We start from the raw sequence: 14,594 nt of genomic DNA, 5'->3' as shown, positions 1-14,594 counted from the left end.
CTTTTGTCGCGGTACGGCTCGCATCCCCATGGCGTTGGGGTGCGGGCCGTACGGCGTTTCAGCGCCGGCCGATGGCGCTCTCCCAGGACCGGTTCCGGCGGATCTCGTCGCGGAACCGGCCCGCGCCCGCCTCGTACAGGGCGCCGATGGCGCCGTTCCCGATGAGTGTCATGCCGGAGTAGCCGGCCCGGCCCGGTGATCCAGCGGGAGATCCGCGAGCCGTCCGGTCAGGAACTCCCGCTCGGCCTCGTTCCCGCTGAGATCCAGGGCCTGCCTGTAGGCGGCCGACGCCTCCTCGGCGCGCCCCAGCCGGCGCAGCAGGTCGGCCTTGATCGCCGGTAGATACTGGTATCCCGCGAGCCGGCCGTCCTTCTCAAGCTCCTCGACCTCCGCCAGTGCCCGCCCGGGGCCGGAGACGCGCGCCAGCGCCACCGTGCGGTTCAACGCCACCACGGGAGACGGCCACACCGCCAGCAGCGCGTCGTACAGGGTCACGATCTGCGGCCAGTCCGTCCGCTCGTAGGACGGCGCCTCGGCGTACAGGGACGCGATGGCGGCCTGCAGCACGTAGCGTCCCGGCCGCCCGCCCCGCAGGCCGTCCACGATCAGGTCGTGCGCCTCGGCGATGGCCGCACGGTCCCATCGCGACCGGTCCTGCTCCTCCAGCCGCAGCAGCCGGCCGCGGGCGTCGACCCGGGTGGCGCGCCGGGCGTCGGTGACCAGCAGCAGGGCGAGAAGCCCCCACACCTCCCGCTCGTCGGGCATCAGCTCCCGGAGCATGCGGGCCAGGTGCAGCGCCTGGTCCATCAGGTCCGCACGCATCAGCTCCGCGCCCGAGGGCGCGGCGTACCCGATGGTGAACAGCAGGTGGATCACGCCGAGCACCGCGCGCAGCCGATCCGGCAACGCCGCCGCTCCCGGCACCCGGTAGGGGATCCTGGCAGCCGAGATCTTCTTCTTCGCCCTGGTCAGCCGGGCGGCCATCGTCGTCTCCGACACCAGGAACGCCCGGGCGACGTCACCGGTCGGCACCCCGCACACCAGCCTGAGCGTGAGAGCCGGCTGCGCCTCCTGAGCCAGCGCGGGATGGCAGCACATGAAGATCAGCCGCAGCCGCTCGTCCGGCACCGCGTCCTCCAATCGGTCCTCGCCCGCCGCCTCCTCCCGCTCGTCCGCGGTCTCTTCCGTCTCCTCCGGCTCCACCAGCAACGGCAGTTTCGCGCGGAACGCCCGCTCGCGTCGTACCGCGTCCATCGCGCGGCGCTTGGCGGTGGTGGTGAGCCATGCCGCCGGGTTGTCCGGGATCCCGTCGCGCCGCCAGCTCGCCAGCGCCGCCGCGTACGCCTCCTGTACGCATTCCTCGGCCAGGTCCAGGTCCGCCGCCACGCGCGCCGTCGAGGCGAGCACCAGGGCCCACCCGCGACGGTGCGCGTCCGCCACAGCGGCTTCGACCTCAGTCATCCCTCGAAGAACCCGCTCGCCACGGGCCGTACCTCGACGCCGCCGCCCAATTGGGTGATGGGGTTGCGCCGGGCGATCTCCAGAGCCACGTCGAGGTCGGGCGCCTCGATCACATAGACCCCGGCGACGACCTCCTTGGCGTCGAGGAAGGGCCCGTCGGTGATGGCGTCGCCGCGTACGGTGGTCGCCGTGGTGCTGGGCTGCAGCGCGAACGCGGTGAGCATGGTGCCGCCGAGCTTCGCCACGTCCTGGCCGTGCTGGTGATGCGCCTCACTCTCCTCAGGCGTGAGGTCGTCGGGGTCGGCGGGGGCCTTCGCGTACAGCAGGATCGCGTACTGGGCCATGGAGGTCTCCCTTTCAGCTGCTCATCGTCCTTACACCCTTACGTCGGACGGCAGGCCCGAATTCGACAGCACGCGTCCCGATTAGGGAGCGATTTCTTGGCGTACGCCGAACGGGTTGTCGATGACGTACCGCCAGCGCCCGTCCTCCCCGCGCCGGGCGACGTCGGTGGCGGTGCCCTCGATGTGGACCGGCTGCCCGTCACCGTCCGTGCCCCGGATGACCCAGTCCACGATCAGCAAAGTCGCTCCGCAAGCTGCCGCATTCCGCACGCACGTCCTTCCAGCAGGTAGGAATCACTGAGACGCCGGCAACGCTAGGAGGGGCCCTCGTGACTCACCAAACGGTTGGCCACCTGATCCGGCCGGGCCTGCCCGGCGACCCGCGCGCGAACGTCGCGGAGCCCAGCCCGTCCTGCCCGGTGGAGATCACCCTCGCGGCCCTGCGCGGCCGCTGGACGACCCTGGTGATACGCGAGCTCCTCCAGGGCGAGCGCACCTTCACCGAGCTCCGCCAAGCCCTGCCTGCCCTGTCGGACAAGGTCCTGTCGGATCGGCTGGCCCACCTCGCCGAGGCCGGCGTCGTGGACCGCCGCCGCGAGCCCGGCTGGCCGCCCCGCACCCACTACAGGCTGACTCCGCAAGGCCACGGCCTCGGCCCCGTCCTACAGGCGCTCTGGGACTGGGGCGCCCAGCACCAGCCGCCCGAAGGGGACGGCGCAGGACAGGTGGGCTTTGTGTAGTCCGTACGCTGGTCGCGAGGCGAGCGTGAGGAGGCGGCGGGATGCGGTACCGGCGGGCGGTGGAGCGGTTGCGGATGCTCGCCGAGGCGTGTGACCAGACCAAACGCGTGCCGGCGGCGGAGCCGTTCCTGAGGGAGGCGTACGTCTTCGGGGACCTGGTGGAGGGCGCCGACCCCATTGACGCCATCGAGGCCGTCTTCGTGCTGAACCTGCCGCCGGAGGAGGTGACCTGGGGGTCCCAGCCGCCCGGGACCGCGTGGCTGGTCGACTTCCTGCGGCTGGACCGGGGCGGGATCGCCTACTCGTGGCGGTCCTTCCGGGATCCGGCGTGGAACCATGTCATCCGGGGCCCGGTGCGGTTCTGGTCACTGGAGGGGCCCGAGAAGGCCGTCCTGGACGCGCTGGCCGAGCGCCGCTTCGACGTGCTGCGCCGGGTGACGGCCGGAGCCGAGGAAGAGCGGGTCCAGATGGCCGGCGAGCTCGAGGCGGCTCTGGAGCACCTGCGGGCCGTGCACCGCTCGTACTGGGATCGGAAGTGGCGGCGGGAGCATCGCGGGCTCGGCCGGTATCCGGAGCATCATCTGTGGGAGGCCGTGCAGGGCTACCTGGACCTGCTCGACGCGCGGGGAGAGTAGCCGGTCATCGGGGGAGCTCACGACGAGCCGCCGGCCACCCCGGCGCTTCGCCGGATGGGGCAGGGGTGGGAGACGTGCCGGTTCGGGCAGCAGATCACGGCGACGGTGGCGAAGCGGCCGCCCAGGAGCCATTCGCCCCACTGCACGTCAACGCCGCGCGGCAGCAGATCGCGGGCGTTCGCGAGCCGGTCCTCCACCGGGAGGCGATCGGGGACGAGGAAGGCGTCGCGGATCTCGCCGTACGCGGCCGCCAGCCAGCTGACCGCCGCGTCGACGTCGTCGAAACTGGCCGCGATGCGGGAAGCGGGCTTGACCAGCCAGTCGCCGGTCCTCATGGGCGGCAGCGCCGAGGCACGGAAGCCGGGTGAGTCCGGGCGCCGCTCGGCCTCGTTGTCGCGCTCGACGCCGGCGCCCGTCCACTGGTAGGCGTGCCAATGCATCGTGATCTCCGCCTCCCCGTATAGTGCTGGGCGGCGGCGGCCCCTGCTTGCTGTGATCAGGCGAGGGCCGCCGTCATGTGTTCCGGGCCAGGTGGTGGTCCGGCCGGCGGCGAAGTCCGGCCGTTGACGACATGACACTTCCCATTGAACGAGCCCTGAGCGCGAGAGTCAGTCACCCGCTTCCACGTGCCGGAGCCGGGTGAATCCTCTGGACGCGGGGACCGGGGAGGTCGCCTGCGGAGGCCTTGGCTTTTCGGGCGGACCCGGCCGGCTCCCATGGGGGGAAATGGGGGAAAAGGTGGACTATTGGAGTAAACCGGGAGCGGGGGATAAGCGTCGAGGTCTGACAATTATCGCGCATTGCGGGTTATCAGGTGAAATATTATGGCGATATCTAAGGCTTAGTGTGTCCGAATGGTTACTGTTGGTTATCGTCGCTTCAATGTGACCAATCCGTAGCCGTTCGCCATGACGACAGGCCCGATCAGTGCGGGCATCATGCCTATCGTGAGCGAGGGAAGCGTCGCCGACGCCAAAATTGGGGTAAGGCTCGCGTCGAGACTTCCGGCACGGACGGATGACTCCGACCTTAGGGAACTGACGAGCCTCGCCGTACAGGGGGATCGCAGCGCGATCGAATCCCTGCTCGGTGAGTTGCGTCCGATGGTGGTGCGGTATTGCCGCGCCAGGCTGGGCAGGGTTTCAGGGCAATATCACATTGCCGATGACGTAGCCCAGGAGGTGTGCATCGCGGTGTTGTCCGCGCTGCCGCGGTACCGGGACATGGGACGGCCCTTCGCGTCCTTCGTCTTCGGGATCGCCTCGCACAAGGTGGCCGATGCGTTGCGGAGCTCCGTGCGGTCGGCCGTGCCGACCCAGGATCTGCCGGACGGGCCGGACGATGGGCCCGGGCCGGAGGAGACCGTGGTCCGCTACATCGAGGTCGAGCAGGCGCGCCGGCTGCTGGCCAGGCTGCCCGAGAACCAGCGCGAGTTGCTGCTCTTGCGGGTGGTCTCCGGACTGTCGGCGGAGGAGACCGGTAATGTACTCGGTATGTCCCCAGGTGCGGTCCGCGTCGCCCAGCATCGAGCGCTCGCCAGGTTGCGGCAGATGGCGGAGCTGGAGTCGGCTTGACGCCAGAGGAGAAGACCGACGCACTGTTCGATGCGCTCGGTCGTGGAGAGCGGCCTACTGATCCGGCCGCCCGTTCGGATGGCCCTGGTCATCCGGGCGGTCGAGGAGATCGGGACGATCCGGCCGTGCGGCTGCTTGCCGTCCTGGTCAAGGATGTCCTGGATGGGTCCGACGGGTCCTGCCCGCCCGATGGGTCCGACGGATCTCCGGCGTTCCTCCTCTCCATCAGGTGATGTCAGCCGATCACATGTCCCGATGCGGTCCTCTGGTCAGCGGCGTTCCTCCGTGTCGATGACGCCGTCGACGTAGCCTCTGGCGTACTCCCAGCTGACGTAGTCGGCCGGGTCCGGGTGAAAGGCCGGCTCGTGGACCTGGGGCTGACCTTTCTCGATCATTTGTCGTAGGTTGCCGCGCAGCAGCTCCCAGTCGAAGTAGTGCTGCTCGCCGCATTCCGGGCAGTCGAGTACGAGACCCAGTACCCCCTGCGGTTCGAGCAGGGAGCGGAAGACCTCGACGTCGGCGAGGTCCGTGATGGCCTCGTCACGCTCCGCTGCGGTCAGTGGCTCAGCGTCGTCGAGCGCGCCCATCGCCGAGGAAGGGTCGTTCGGGTCGTCCGCGAACGGGTCGCGGGGGACGTCTTCCAGCACCTTCCCACCATATGACCGATGCGGCCCCTGCGGTGAGTATCTAACTCAGCCATCCGCGCCGGGTAGCCTCCACGCCTGCGTGGAAGCGTGACTGTGTGCCCAGCTCCGCCATGGCGTCGGCGAACCTGGCGCGCACCGTGCGCACGGATACGCCGAGCTGGCGGGCGATCGAGTCGTCGCACATGCCCTGCGCCGCCAGGCGCAGCACCTGCACCATCCCGTCACCCCTGCGGCCCCAGGGCAGGGGCATGGCCCTGGCCCACAGCTCGTCGAAGAACGCGTGGAGCACGCCGACGACGATCGGCGTGCGGACGAGATAGAAGTTGTACGCGTGATCGGGCAGGTTGCCGCCCCAGAACGGCGGCAGGCCCGCGACCTCCGGCCCCACGGTCATGAACCAGCTCGGCACGTGGCGCAGCGTGCGTACCTTGCCGCCGGTTTCGATGAGATTGACGAGCTGGTCGCGAACGCCGGGCAGCATGAGAGTGGTGACCGGGATGACAGCACGAACCGTGAGAAGTTTTCGTTTTTGCGCGTCTATCCAGGGATCCGCAAATTTGCGGGCAAAGTCGGTCATGGTGCGTTCATCGGGAATGGCGGTCACTAATTCCATCCCGGGCGACTGCACCGCGATGCCCACCACGCTTTCGTAGAGCACGTCCGCGCCGCTCACCATCTCCACCGTGAACGGCCCGCTCTGGTAGTCCCGGCCGGCGTCGTAGTCGCGGATCAGGCCGCGGATCGAGCCCAGCGCCGAGTCGATCATCCGGCTCTCCTCGGCCAGCCGGTCGAGGCGCTCGGCGATCACCCGGCCCAGGGCCGCGGCGGGGTGCCTGGCCAGGTATTCCCCCGATTGCTCGTCGACCACCCCCAGCTTGACGAGGTCGTCGAGCTGGCGGCCGACCTTCTCCACCGGCCCGTCCAGGGCCTGCGCGAGATCGGTGCGCGTCGCTCTGTGCAGGCGCAGGACAGCGGTGTAAAGGGTGCGCTGGGCCGGGTTGAGGCCCAGCGTCTCGAAGGGATCTGACCCGGTGCGGGACTCGTTGCGCATTGTGTGCGGCTCCGTTGGGGGACACGGGCGTGCCGCGAGGATAACGCCGCATTACGCCCGTGTCCGCTCCTTGCGCGGACTCACAGCTTCGGGGATGCAACTTCGTGCAATTGCACGTTTTCACATTGCGATGTGCCGTTGAGTAACGCAGGATTCACTTAGCGTCGGCATCCCCTGGAAGGTGTGGTTGCGCCGCCCATCAGGACGCGGAGGGGGGTTCGGTGGTGCATCGCGCCGCCACACCGGATGCCGGTGGCCGGGGGATGGGACGGATCACCGACCGTCCCATCCCCCGGCACTTTTGATGCCGGGAGTACGACGGACCGTGGGGGTCATCGTCCTCCCGGCATCATGGTGAGGGAGAGCCGACGGCGGCGTCTGGCGACCGAGCCCGTCTCACGCGGTGAGGCGGTGAAATCCGGTTTTGGAGGCAGGCCCTAGACTTGGCTCAATCAAAGCAACGGCAGAGGGGGCCGCAGCATGGGCAAGTTCACGGAGACCGGACTGACCTTCGATGACGTGCTGCTGGTGCCTGCTTATTCGGACATGCAGCCCGGGGAGGCCGACACCGGATCCCGGCTGTCCCGCGGCATCAGGCTCTCCATCCCGCTGGTCTCGGCGGCCATGGACACCGTCACCGAGGCGCGCATGGCGGTCGCCATGGCCAGGCAGGGCGGCATCGGCGTCCTCCACCGCAACTTGTCCATCGATGAGCAGGCCCAGCAGGCCGACCTGGTCAAGCGGTCCGAGGCCGGGATGGTCACCAATCCGGTGACCTGCAGCCCGGACGACACGCTGGCCGACGTGGAGCGGCTGTGCGCGACGTACCGGATCTCCGGGGTGCCCGTGACGGACGTGTCGGGGACGCTCGTCGGCATCGTGACCAACCGCGACATGCGCTTCGAGACCGACCAGTCGCGGCCCGTGCGCGAGGTCATGACGAAGATGCCGCTCGTCACCGCCCCGGTCGGGGTGTCGCGCGACGAGGCGTTCACCCTCCTCAGGCACAACAAGATCGAGAAGCTGCCGCTGGTCGACGCCGACGGCAGGCTGCGCGGCCTGATCACGGTCAAGGACTTCACCAAGAGCGAGCAGTATCCGCTGGCCACCAAGGACCCCGACGGCCGCCTGCTGGTCGGCGCGGCCGTGGGAGTCGGCGGCGACGCCGAATTGCGGGCCAAGGCGCTGATCGAGGCCGGGGTCGACGTGGTGGTCGTGGACGTGGCCCATGGGCATTCCAAGGGACTGGCCGAAATGATCGCCAAGGTCAAGGCCAACAGCAAGGTCGAGGTCATCGGCGGCAACGTCGCGACCAGGGCGGGCGCGCAGATGCTGGTCGACGCGGGCGTGGACGCGGTCAAGGTGGGGGTCGGACCCGGCTCGATCTGCACCACCCGGGTGGTGGCCGGAGTGGGCGCGCCGCAGGTCACGGCCATCCACGAGGCGTCCAAGGCGTGCGCGCCCGCCGGCATCCCGGTCATCGGCGACGGCGGCCTGCAATACTCCGGCGACATCGTCAAGGCCATCGCGGCCGGCGCCAACACGGTCATGCTGGGCTCGCTGCTCGCCGGCTGCGAGGAGTCGCCCGGTGAGCTGATCTTCATCAACGGCAAGCAGTTCAAGTCGTACCGGGGCATGGGGTCGCTGGGCGCGGTGCGCAACCGCGAGCGCGGTGGCCAGTCGTTCAGCAAGGACCGCTACGCCCAGGCCGACGTCGGCGGCGACGACAAGTACATCCCGGAGGGCATCGAGGGTCAGGTGCCCTACCGCGGCCCGGTCGCGGCGGTCGCGCACCAGTTGGTCGGCGGGCTGCGCCAGGGCATGTGGTACGCCGGATGCCGCACGATCGAGCAGATGCACACCGACTGCGAGCTCATGCCGATCACGGCGGCGGGCCTCAAGGAGAGCCACCCCCACGACATCCAGATGACCGTGGAAGCTCCGAACTATCACAGAAGGTAAGTTCATGACTCAGCAGGTGGAGATCGGCCGGGGGAAGACCGGGCGGCGGGCGTACGCGCTTGACGAGATCGGCCTGGTGCCCTCGCGGCGCACCCGTGACCCGGAGGAAGTCTCGATCGCCTGGCAGATCGACGCCTACCGGTTCGAGCTGCCCGTGATCGTCGCGCCCATGGACAGCGTGGTGTCGCCCGCCACCGCGATTGAGATCGGGCGCCTCGGCGGCCTGGCCCCGCTCGACCTCGAAGGGCTGTGGACGCGGTACGACGACCCGTCGCCGCTGCTGGAGGAGTGCGCCGCCCTGGACGTGGCGGCGGCCACCAAGCGGCTTCAGGAGATCTACGCGGCGCCGATCAAGGAGGAGCTGATCGGGCGGCGCATCGAGGAGATCCGGGCCTCCGGGGTGACGACGGCCGTGCGGCTGTCGCCGCAGCGCACCGTCCAATACCACAAGACCGTGATCGACGCGGGCGTCGACATCTTCGTCATCCGCGGCACGACCGTGTCCGCCGAGCATGTGTCGGGAAGGGCCGAGCCGCTCAACCTCAAGCAGTTCATCTACGAACTGGACGTGCCGGTCATCGTGGGTGGTTGCGCCACGTACACCGCCGCCCTGCACCTGATGCGCACCGGTGCGGCCGGGGTGCTGGTCGGGTTCGGCGGCGGCGCCTCACACACGACGCGCAACGTGCTGGGGGTGGCAGTGCCGATGGCCACCGCGATCTCCGACGTCGCCGCGGCGCGCCGGGACTACATGGACGAGTCCGGCGGGCGGTACGTCCATGTGATCGCCGACGGCGGCATGGGCACGTCCGGCGACATCGCCAAGGCGATCGCGTGCGGGGCCGACGCGGTGATGGTGGGCTCGCCGCTGGCGCGGGCGGCCGAGGCGCCGGGGCACGGGTTCCACTGGGGGTCGGAGGCGCACCACCCGGATCTGCCTCGGGGGCGGCGGGTCGAATTCGGGACCGTGGGGACGTTGGAGCAGATCCTGCACGGGCCGTCGAGTGTGGCGGACGGGTCGATGAATCTGATGGGGGCTTTGAAGCGGACCATGGCCTCTACCGGTTACTCCGACATCAAGGAGTTCCAGCGGGTCGAGGTCGTTGTGGCGCCGATCCAGCGCTGATCCCGGCCGGCCCTTGGGAGGGTCCCGAGGGCCGGTAGGCAGTTCTAATCCCAGGGCTTCCAGCCGTCCGTGGGTATCTCGATGCCGATCGGGTCGGGCAAGATGATCGTCTCGCCGAGGCCCCAGCTCTCCTCGTGGAGGTATGCGCTGGAGGATTGGTCAGGGATCGAGTAAAGGGTGATCCTCGAGACGGCCGGGTCGAGATCGATGAGCAGGTAGTAGGGGATCTCGGCACGCGCGTATCCACACCACTTGCCCTTGCTTGCCGGCTTGCCGGTGGGGGGCCGATCCCGCTCCGCCGTTGAGGGAGATGTCACTTCGACGACCATTTCAGCCTGGTCGGTGACCAGATGCAGGGGATTGAGGTGCCATGCCTCTTGCCAGATCTCGGCGTCCAGGATCATGAGATCCGGGATGTATCCGTTCTCCTCGGCGACGAAGTTCAGCCCGTTGCCGGCGATGTATCGCCAACGATAGGCCGGATCGACATGTCGGCGAATCGCCAGCTTGTCGGCGATCAGCCCGATGACGCCGTTGTGGCGGAAGCGAGGGGCGGGGGACACCACGATCTCTCCATCGATGATTTCGACTCGGGTGCCGTCGTATGGGATGTGGAGATAGTCCTGAAGCTCGCCGTCAACCCACATCTGATATGGCGAGCTGGGCAGAATGAAGCGAAGCTCCTCTGGCAATCTAGCGACAGCGGTCACTTCCTGTGATTCCTCCCTCACGATCAGCTCCCGTCATCCTAAATGCTCCCGTCACTCACTGTACTTGAGATGCTGCAGACCGTTTCATTTATCCCTTATTTGTCATTGCTTATAGCTCTAAGGTAAGACCTAGGGTATCTAGGTAATGGGAGATGGCGGATGGCTGCGCGTGCGGGGTTGACGGCTGAGAGGGTTACGCGGGCCGCAGCCGAATTGGCCGACGAGGTCGGGTTCGACAGCGTCACCGTGTCGGCGCTCGCGCGGAGGTTCGGTGTCAAGGACGCGAGCCTGTATTCGCACGTCAAGAATCTCCAGGACCTGCGCACCAGGGTCGCCCTCCTGGCCGCCGGGGAGATGGTGGACCTCATCGCCGAGGCGGTCGCGGGACGGGCGGGGAAAGACGCGCTGGCCGCGTTCGCGGGCGCGTACCGCGAGTACGCACTGCGCCATCCCGGCCGCTACGCGGCCACGCAGAGCAAGGTGGACCTGGCGCAGGTCGTCGACACCACAGTCTTCCGGCGCACGGGTGAGCTGACGTACGGGATGTTGCGCGGCTACGACCTGGAGGAGCCGGACCTGACGGATGCCGTCCGGCTGCTGCGCAGCACCTTCCACGGATACACCAGTCTGGAGGCCCAGGGCGCCTTCGCGCATCCCCGAGACGTGGACGCGTCCTGGGAAAAGGCCATCGACGCCTTGCACGTGCTGCTGGAGAACTGGCCCAGGGCGAGTGAGAAGTCACGATGAAGAGCGGAACGTTGCGGGTGGTGGGGGCCGCCGCCTCGACAGCCGGGAACCCGAGGACCAGCGGGGGGATGTGGAGCGATGATGCCGCCCGGCTGATCGAGGACCTGGGCGGCGACGGGAGCGCGTACGTCTTCGGCGGGAGCGACGGCGGCATCGTGCTCCTTGATCCGAACGCGTAGTGTTTCCGCCATGGAATCCGTAGAGGAGCGAATCGCCCGCCTTGAGAGGCAGGTCGCGAACCTGCATCGGCATCTCGGCATCGACCCCGCCCTCGTGGACGCCGACGGCCCGTTCCTGCCGCCGGCCTTCTATGAGGCGCTGCGGAAAGGCAAGATGATCCACGCCATCAAGATCTACCGGGAGGTCACCGGGTCCTCGCTGCTGGTGGCCAAGAACACGGTGGAGGCGATGGCGCGTAACCAGCGCTAGGTTTCCATGCCAGACATCGAGAGGGTGTTCCGCGAGGAGTACGGCCGGGCCGTGGCCGTGCTCGTGCGTGCCTTCGGGGACATCGACCTCGCCGAGGAGGCGGTGCAGGAGGCGTTCGCGGTCGCGGTGCGGCGGTGGCCTGAGGAAGGGACGCCGCCGAGCCCGGCGGGGTGGATCATCACGACCGCTCGCAACCGGGCCGTCGACCGGCTGCGCAGGGAGTCGGCGCGGCAGGACAAGCACGCGCAGGCCGCCCTGCTGCGTGCCCAGGAGCCTCCGGCGAAGGAGGAGGGGCCCGTTCCCGACGATCGGCTGCGGCTGATCTTCACCTGCTGTCATCCCGCGCTCGCCGTCCATGTCCAGGTCGCTCTGACGTTGCGGCTGCTCGGAGGGCTGTCCACGGCGGAGATCGCGCGGGCGTTCCTGATGCCCGAGCCGACCATGGCGCAGCGGCTGGTCCGGGCCAAGAACAAGATCCGCGCGGCGCGGATCCCGTACCGGGTGCCGTCCGAACAGGATCTGCCCGATCGTTCGCGAGCCGTACTGGCCGTGATCTATCTGATCTTCAACGAGGGGTACACGGCCAGCTCGGGCGATCGGCTCGTCCGGGAGGAGCTCTGCGCGGAGGCCATCAGGCTCGGGCGGCTGCTGGCCGCGCTGATGCCCGGCGAGCCCGAGGTCATGGGGTTGCTCGCGCTCATGCTGCTCATCGAGTCGCGGCGGGCCGCTCGTACGGGGCCGGCGGGCGAGCTGGTGCCGCTTGCGGAGCAGGACCGGGGGTTGTGGGATCGCGGGCTGATCGAGGAGGGGCAGGCCCTCGTACGGTGGTGCCTGCGGCTCGAACGGCCCGGCCCTTACCAGATCCAGGCCGCGATCAACGCGGTGCACAGTGACGCGCCGGCCGAGGCGGACACGGACTGGGGGCAGATCGTCGAGCTGTACGATCTGCTGTTGACGTTCGACCCGAGCCCGGTGGTGGCGTTGCACCGGGCCGTGGCGGTCGCCGAGGTGGAAGGGCCGGAGAAGGCGCTGGCGATGGTCGACGGGCTCGACGTGGCGGGCTACCACCTGTTCCACGCCGTACGCGCCGACCTGCTGCGGCGGCTGGGGCGGCACGCGGAGGCCGCCGAGACGTACGACGCGGCGATCGCCCAGGCGGGCAACGAGGTCGAACGGGACTTTCTCCTGCGCAGACGCGAGGGAGTGCCGCTTGCCCGCCGCACGCAGTGAGGCCATCAATACGTGAGGAGCAGCCGATGGCGGGCCGGGTGTGCGTGGTCACCGGGGCCAACCGGGGAATCGGTCTGGAGGTCGCCCGGCAGCTCGCGCGGGCCGGCGACACCGTGCTGCTGACCGCCAGGGACCTGGCCAAGGCGGAGAAGGCGGCCCACGGGCTGGGCGGGACGGTGGAGCCCCGGCAGCTGGACGTCGCGGATCGGGAGTCCGTCGACGCGTTCGCCCGAGGCGTCTCTCATGAGCGGGTGGACGTGCTGATCAACAACGCGGCCATCCATTACGACACCTGGCAGCGGGCCTCGGACGCCGACCTGGGCGTGGTCCGGGAGGCCCTGGAGACCAACCTGCTGGGGGCGTGGCGGCTGACGCTGGCACTGCTGCCCCTGCTGCGGGCCGGGCGGCACGGGCGGGTGGTGAACGTCTCCAGCGAGGCCGGGTCGCTGGCGTCCATGGGGGCGGGCACGCCCGCGTACGGGGTGTCGAAGGCCGCGCTCAACGCGCTGACCAGGATGCTGGCCGCCGAGCTGCGTCGCGACCGGATCCTGGTGAACGCCGTCTGCCCCGGCTGGGTGGCGACCGACATGGGCGGGCCCGGCGGGCGGCCGGTCGCCGAGGGGGCGAGGAGCGTCCTGTGGGCGGTGGACCTGCCGGACGACGGGCCGACCGGCGGTTTCTTCCGCGACGGGCGGCCCGTCCCCTGGTGACGGTTCTAGCGGGTGTAGGTCAGCATGAGAGCGCCGTTGCTGAACGTGCGGCTGCCGGTCAGGGTGAAGACCGTCGGGCTGAACTGGCCGTAGAAGGCCGAGATGCCCTCTCCGGCCACCACGGGGTAGAGCTTGATCACCATTTCGTCGATCTCCGGCAGGAGCTGGGCGGCCAGATTGCCGCCGCCGCACAGGTAGATGTCCAGGCCGTTCTCCTGTTTGAGCCGGCGCACCAGGCCGAGGGGATCCTCCGGCACCAGCTCCACGGCCGGGTCGTCGATGCTCTTGATGGTGTTGGAGACGACGTACTGCCGTAGGTGGGCGTACGGGCTGGTGTAGCCGTCGGCCAGGCCGGGCTCGTAGGTGCCGCGGCCCATGATCACGGTGTCGAAGCGCTTGTTGGGGGCGTCGAAGCCGATCCGGTCGCGCACGGACGTGGGGACGGTCTCCGGGTATTCGGTGTTCATGTACGCCGCCATGTCGTCGCCCAGCGGGTAGAAGTCGAACTCACCGTTCGGGCCCGCGATGTAGCCGTCGAGGGAGATGGCGACGTAGTAGACGAGCTCTCGCATACTGATCAACTCCCTTTGAAGTACTATGACTGGAGTGATTCGAAGGTAGTACTACAGATGGAGTGGTGTCAAGAATGGTCAGGCAGAATGTCGCCAGGCGGGCGGCGCTGGTCGATGCCGCGATCGAGGTGCTGGCCACGGAGGGGGCCCGCGGGCTGACGTTCCGGGCCGTGGACGCGCAGGCCGGCGTGCCGACCGGAACGGCCTCCAACTACTTCGCCAGCCGCGACGAGCTGCTCACGCAGGCCGGCGGGCGGATCTACGAGCGGCTGCAGCCGGACGCCGCCACGATCGCGGCCAGCCTGTCCGGGCCGCGCGACCGCGACCGGGTCACGCAGCTCATGAAGGAGCTGGTCGATCGGATCTCGTCGTTCAGTTCGGGCTACCTCGCGCTGCTGGAGCTGCGGCTGGAGGCGACCAGACGGCCCGGCCTGCGGGCCGTGCTGACCGAGCGGATCCGCGCCGACGTCGACGCGAACGTGCGCTACCACCTCGAGTCGGGCCTCCCCGGCGACGCCACCACCGTGGTGCTGCTCTACCTGGCGATGAACTGGCTGATCGTCGAACGGCTCACGCTGCCGGACGTGTTCGGCGAAGGGGAGATCCACGAACTCGTGGCCAGCGCCGTCGAGCGCCTGCTGCCCTAGCATGCGCTG

General features: G+C 69.0%; 19 protein-coding genes. 11 read left to right on the top strand and 8 right to left on the bottom strand.

The genetic code is table 11. The features are described from left to right. Nucleotides 1-168: 168 nt before the first annotated feature. The 3 genes from ACIBX3_RS05150 to ACIBX3_RS05140 form a co-directional block, all read right to left on the bottom strand. The gene (locus ACIBX3_RS05150; RefSeq protein ID WP_397113245.1) at nucleotides 169-1,461 is read right to left on the bottom strand and encodes an RNA polymerase sigma factor; all 1,293 of its coding nucleotides are present in this window, start codon (nucleotides 1,459-1,461) and stop codon (nucleotides 169-171) included. Next, nucleotides 1,458-1,805: a YciI family protein gene (locus tag ACIBX3_RS05145; protein WP_397113243.1), complete on the bottom strand. Its 348-nt coding sequence runs from the start codon at nucleotides 1,803-1,805 to the stop codon at nucleotides 1,458-1,460. The genes ACIBX3_RS05150 and ACIBX3_RS05145 overlap by 4 nt, the downstream gene beginning before the upstream one ends. 81 nt (nucleotides 1,806-1,886) lie before the next feature. Next, the gene (locus tag ACIBX3_RS05140; RefSeq protein ID WP_397113241.1) at nucleotides 1,887-2,036 is read right to left on the bottom strand and encodes a hypothetical protein; all 150 of its coding nucleotides are present in this window, start codon (nucleotides 2,034-2,036) and stop codon (nucleotides 1,887-1,889) included. Between the two features lie 98 nt (nucleotides 2,037-2,134). On the opposite strand from ACIBX3_RS05140, the gene ACIBX3_RS05135 reads away from it, so the two are divergent. Together ACIBX3_RS05135 and ACIBX3_RS05130 are read left to right on the top strand one after the other, a co-directional pair. After that, on the top strand, nucleotides 2,135-2,545 hold the full coding sequence (locus ACIBX3_RS05135) for a winged helix-turn-helix transcriptional regulator (protein ID WP_397113239.1): 411 nt from the start codon (nucleotides 2,135-2,137) through the stop codon (nucleotides 2,543-2,545). A gap of 41 nt (nucleotides 2,546-2,586) precedes the next feature. After that, entirely contained in the window at nucleotides 2,587-3,180 is a 594-nt protein-coding gene (locus ACIBX3_RS05130) for a hypothetical protein (RefSeq protein ID WP_397113237.1), read from the top strand. A 17-nt stretch (nucleotides 3,181-3,197) separates the two neighbouring features. On the opposite strand, the gene ACIBX3_RS05125 is transcribed toward ACIBX3_RS05130, so the two are convergent. Further along, nucleotides 3,198-3,620 carry a hypothetical protein gene (locus tag ACIBX3_RS05125; RefSeq protein ID WP_397113235.1) on the bottom strand — a complete coding sequence of 141 codons (423 nt, stop codon included), beginning with the start codon at nucleotides 3,618-3,620 and terminating at the stop codon, nucleotides 3,198-3,200. Nucleotides 3,621-4,118: 498 nt separating this feature from the next. Here ACIBX3_RS05125 and ACIBX3_RS05120 point away from each other — a divergent pair, with 498 nt between their 5' ends. After that, nucleotides 4,119-4,754, top strand: a complete 636-nt coding sequence (locus ACIBX3_RS05120; protein WP_397113233.1) for a sigma-70 family RNA polymerase sigma factor — start codon at nucleotides 4,119-4,121, stop codon at nucleotides 4,752-4,754. A 269-nt stretch (nucleotides 4,755-5,023) separates the two neighbouring features. On the opposite strand, the gene ACIBX3_RS05115 is transcribed toward ACIBX3_RS05120, so the two are convergent. Beyond that, entirely contained in the window at nucleotides 5,024-5,401 is a 378-nt protein-coding gene (locus ACIBX3_RS05115) for a DUF5319 domain-containing protein (protein WP_397113231.1), read from the bottom strand. Between the two features lie 40 nt (nucleotides 5,402-5,441). Beyond that, nucleotides 5,442-6,452 (bottom strand): helix-turn-helix domain-containing protein, encoded by a 1,011-nt coding sequence (locus tag ACIBX3_RS05110; RefSeq protein ID WP_397113229.1) that lies wholly within the window; start codon nucleotides 6,450-6,452, stop codon nucleotides 5,442-5,444. Nucleotides 6,453-6,932: 480 nt separating this feature from the next. On the opposite strand from ACIBX3_RS05110, the gene guaB reads away from it, so the two are divergent. Next, nucleotides 6,933-8,414: an IMP dehydrogenase gene (guaB, locus tag ACIBX3_RS05105; protein WP_397113227.1), complete on the top strand. Its 1,482-nt coding sequence runs from the start codon at nucleotides 6,933-6,935 to the stop codon at nucleotides 8,412-8,414. A gap of 4 nt (nucleotides 8,415-8,418) precedes the next feature. After that, nucleotides 8,419-9,540: a GuaB3 family IMP dehydrogenase-related protein gene (locus ACIBX3_RS05100; protein WP_397113225.1), complete on the top strand. Its 1,122-nt coding sequence runs from the start codon at nucleotides 8,419-8,421 to the stop codon at nucleotides 9,538-9,540. A 44-nt stretch (nucleotides 9,541-9,584) separates the two neighbouring features. Here ACIBX3_RS05100 and ACIBX3_RS05095 read toward each other — a convergent pair whose 3' ends face one another. Then, the gene (locus ACIBX3_RS05095) at nucleotides 9,585-10,250 is read right to left on the bottom strand and encodes a Uma2 family endonuclease (protein WP_397113223.1); all 666 of its coding nucleotides are present in this window, start codon (nucleotides 10,248-10,250) and stop codon (nucleotides 9,585-9,587) included. 159 nt (nucleotides 10,251-10,409) lie between these two features. Between ACIBX3_RS05095 and ACIBX3_RS05090 the strand changes: the two genes are divergently transcribed. From ACIBX3_RS05090 to ACIBX3_RS05070, 5 genes are read left to right on the top strand one after another with little or no spacing between them, the layout of a single operon-like run. Further along, on the top strand, nucleotides 10,410-10,997 hold the full coding sequence (locus ACIBX3_RS05090; RefSeq protein WP_397113221.1) for a TetR/AcrR family transcriptional regulator: 588 nt from the start codon (nucleotides 10,410-10,412) through the stop codon (nucleotides 10,995-10,997). Continuing rightward, nucleotides 10,994-11,176, top strand: a complete 183-nt coding sequence (locus ACIBX3_RS05085) for a hypothetical protein (RefSeq protein WP_397113219.1) — start codon at nucleotides 10,994-10,996, stop codon at nucleotides 11,174-11,176. The genes ACIBX3_RS05090 and ACIBX3_RS05085 overlap by 4 nt, the downstream gene beginning before the upstream one ends. A gap of 10 nt (nucleotides 11,177-11,186) precedes the next feature. Further along, nucleotides 11,187-11,426, top strand: a complete 240-nt coding sequence (locus tag ACIBX3_RS05080) for a hypothetical protein (protein ID WP_397113217.1) — start codon at nucleotides 11,187-11,189, stop codon at nucleotides 11,424-11,426. Between the two features lie 6 nt (nucleotides 11,427-11,432). Next, entirely contained in the window at nucleotides 11,433-12,656 is a 1,224-nt protein-coding gene (locus ACIBX3_RS05075) for an RNA polymerase sigma factor (RefSeq protein WP_397113215.1), read from the top strand. A gap of 26 nt (nucleotides 12,657-12,682) precedes the next feature. Then, a complete protein-coding gene (locus tag ACIBX3_RS05070) occupies nucleotides 12,683-13,366 on the top strand; it encodes an SDR family NAD(P)-dependent oxidoreductase (protein WP_397113213.1) in 684 nt (227 codons plus the stop codon). Nucleotides 13,367-13,371: 5 nt separating this feature from the next. On the opposite strand, the gene ACIBX3_RS05065 is transcribed toward ACIBX3_RS05070, so the two are convergent. Continuing rightward, entirely contained in the window at nucleotides 13,372-13,938 is a 567-nt protein-coding gene (locus tag ACIBX3_RS05065; protein WP_397113211.1) for a dihydrofolate reductase family protein, read from the bottom strand. Nucleotides 13,939-14,012: 74 nt separating this feature from the next. Between ACIBX3_RS05065 and ACIBX3_RS05060 the strand changes: the two genes are divergently transcribed. Then, nucleotides 14,013-14,585, top strand: a complete 573-nt coding sequence (locus ACIBX3_RS05060; protein ID WP_397113210.1) for a TetR/AcrR family transcriptional regulator — start codon at nucleotides 14,013-14,015, stop codon at nucleotides 14,583-14,585. Nucleotides 14,586-14,594: the final 9 nt, after the last annotated feature.

The sequence above is a fragment of the Nonomuraea sp. NPDC049480 genome, assembly GCF_044465905.1.
Classification (GTDB): Bacteria; Actinomycetota; Actinomycetes; order Streptosporangiales; family Streptosporangiaceae; genus Nonomuraea.
Note: the sequence above shows the minus strand (reverse complement) of the source record. Positions and strands in the feature narration are given on the sequence as shown.

Coding starts and splice junctions, on each gene's coding strand:
- ACIBX3_RS05080 (WP_397113217.1), top strand. CDS start 11,187: ATGGAATCCGTAGAGGAGCGAATCGCCCGCCTTGAGAGGCAGGTCGCG.
- ACIBX3_RS05065 (WP_397113211.1), bottom strand. CDS start 13,938: ATGCGAGAGCTCGTCTACTACGTCGCCATCTCCCTCGACGGCTACATC.
- ACIBX3_RS05130 (WP_397113237.1), top strand. CDS start 2,587: ATGCGGTACCGGCGGGCGGTGGAGCGGTTGCGGATGCTCGCCGAGGCG.
- ACIBX3_RS05120 (WP_397113233.1), top strand. CDS start 4,119: ATGCCTATCGTGAGCGAGGGAAGCGTCGCCGACGCCAAAATTGGGGTA.
- ACIBX3_RS05125 (WP_397113235.1), bottom strand. CDS start 3,620: ATGCATTGGCACGCCTACCAGTGGACGGGCGCCGGCGTCGAGCGCGAC.
- ACIBX3_RS05060 (WP_397113210.1), top strand. CDS start 14,013: ATGGTCAGGCAGAATGTCGCCAGGCGGGCGGCGCTGGTCGATGCCGCG.
- ACIBX3_RS05075 (WP_397113215.1), top strand. CDS start 11,433: ATGCCAGACATCGAGAGGGTGTTCCGCGAGGAGTACGGCCGGGCCGTG.
- ACIBX3_RS05150 (WP_397113245.1), bottom strand. CDS start 1,461: ATGACTGAGGTCGAAGCCGCTGTGGCGGACGCGCACCGTCGCGGGTGG.
- guaB (WP_397113227.1), top strand. CDS start 6,933: ATGGGCAAGTTCACGGAGACCGGACTGACCTTCGATGACGTGCTGCTG.
- ACIBX3_RS05070 (WP_397113213.1), top strand. CDS start 12,683: ATGGCGGGCCGGGTGTGCGTGGTCACCGGGGCCAACCGGGGAATCGGT.
- ACIBX3_RS05085 (WP_397113219.1), top strand. CDS start 10,994: ATGAAGAGCGGAACGTTGCGGGTGGTGGGGGCCGCCGCCTCGACAGCC.
- ACIBX3_RS05110 (WP_397113229.1), bottom strand. CDS start 6,452: ATGCGCAACGAGTCCCGCACCGGGTCAGATCCCTTCGAGACGCTGGGC.
- ACIBX3_RS05145 (WP_397113243.1), bottom strand. CDS start 1,805: ATGGCCCAGTACGCGATCCTGCTGTACGCGAAGGCCCCCGCCGACCCC.
- ACIBX3_RS05100 (WP_397113225.1), top strand. CDS start 8,419: ATGACTCAGCAGGTGGAGATCGGCCGGGGGAAGACCGGGCGGCGGGCG.
- ACIBX3_RS05090 (WP_397113221.1), top strand. CDS start 10,410: ATGGCTGCGCGTGCGGGGTTGACGGCTGAGAGGGTTACGCGGGCCGCA.